This window comes from Dickeya sp. MK7, assembly GCF_000406305.1.
GTDB lineage: Bacteria > Pseudomonadota > Gammaproteobacteria > Enterobacterales > Enterobacteriaceae > Dickeya > Dickeya fangzhongdai.
In genome coordinates this window covers 4,075,327-4,076,911 of record NZ_CM001984.1, presented here as the reverse complement: position 1 = coordinate 4,076,911, position 1,585 = coordinate 4,075,327, and the positions used below count along the sequence as shown (strand labels likewise).

The 1,585-nt window shown below is 63.5% G+C and carries 1 pseudogene; it reads left to right on the top strand.

The annotated features are described in order from the left end of the window. Positions 1-1,585: pseudogene (locus DXXMK7_RS23155) on the top strand (bifunctional aconitate hydratase 2/2-methylisocitrate dehydratase); the annotation flags it as partial.

Here is a 1,585-nt window from a genome sequence, read left to right as displayed (position 1 = left end):
CCGTACCCAAACCGCTAGAGGCTTCGCAAATGGCGGCACTGGTGGAATTGTTGAAAACTCCCCCCGCCGGAGAAGAAGAGTTTTTAGTCGATCTGTTAGTCAATCGTGTGCCGCCGGGTGTTGATGAAGCGGCCTACGTCAAAGCCGGTTTCCTGGCTGCCATCACCAAAGGCGAGACCGTTTCTCCGCTCATTACCCCGGAAAAAGCCACCGAGCTGCTGGGCACCATGCAAGGCGGCTACAACATTCAGCCGCTGATTGAAGCGCTGGATAATCCCGCCCTGGCCCCGGTCGCCGCCAACGCGCTATCTCACACCCTGCTGATGTTCGACAATTTCTACGATGTGGAAGAAAAAGCCAAAGCCGGCAATACCCACGCGCAGCAGGTGGTCACATCCTGGGCCGACGCCGAGTGGTTCCTGTCCCGCCCGAAACTGGCGGACAAGATTACCGTCACCGTGTTCAAGGTGACCGGCGAAACCAACACCGATGACCTGTCCCCGGCGCAGGACGCCTGGTCGCGTCCGGACATTCCGCTGCACGCGCTGGCGATGCTGAAAAACGCCCGCGAAGGCATCGAGCCGGATCAGCCCGGCGTGGTCGGTCCGATCAAACAAATCGAGGCGCTGAACCAGAAAGGGTTCCCGCTGGCCTACGTCGGCGACGTGGTCGGCACCGGCTCGTCCCGTAAATCCGCCACCAACTCGGTGCTGTGGTTCATGGGCGACGATATCCCGAACGTGCCGAACAAACGCGCGGCGGCGTGGTGCTGGGCGGCAAGATCGCGCCGATTTTCTTCAACACCATGGAAGACGCCGGCGCGCTGCCGATCGAGGTGGATGTCGCCGGACTGAACATGGGCGACGTGATTGATATCTACCCGTACCAGGGTGAAGTGCGTCACCACGACAGCAACGCATTGCTGGCCAGCTTCGAACTGAAAACCGACGTGCTGCTGGATGAAGTGCGCGCGGGCGGCCGTATTCCGCTGATTATCGGCCGCGGCCTGACGTCCAAAGCGCGCGAGTCGCTGGGCCTGCCGCACAGCGACGTGTTCCGTCACGCCAAAGACGTGGCGCCGAGCAGCCGCGGCTTCTCGCTGGCGCAGAAGATGGTCGGCCGCGCCTGCGGCGTCGCCGGCATTCGCCCCGGCGCTTATTGTGAACCGCGGATGACCTCGGTCGGCTCGCAGGACACCACCGGCCCGATGACCCGCGACGAGCTGAAAGACCTGGCCTGTCTGGGCTTCTCCGCCGATCTGGTGATGCAGTCCTTCTGCCATACCGCCGCCTATCCGAAGCCGGTGGACGTCAACACCCACCACACCCTGCCGGATTTCATCATGAACCGCGGCGGCGTGTCGCTGCGTCCGGGCGACGGCGTGATCCACTCCTGGCTGAACCGCATGCTGCTGCCGGATACGGTGGGCACCGGCGGCGACTCCCACACCCGTTTCCCGATCGGGATTTCCTTCCCGGCCGGCTCCGGTCTGGTGGCGTTTGCCGCCGCCACCGGCGTGATGCCGCTGGACATGCCGGAATCGGTGCTGGTGCGTTTCAAAGGCCAGATGCAGCCGGGCATCACG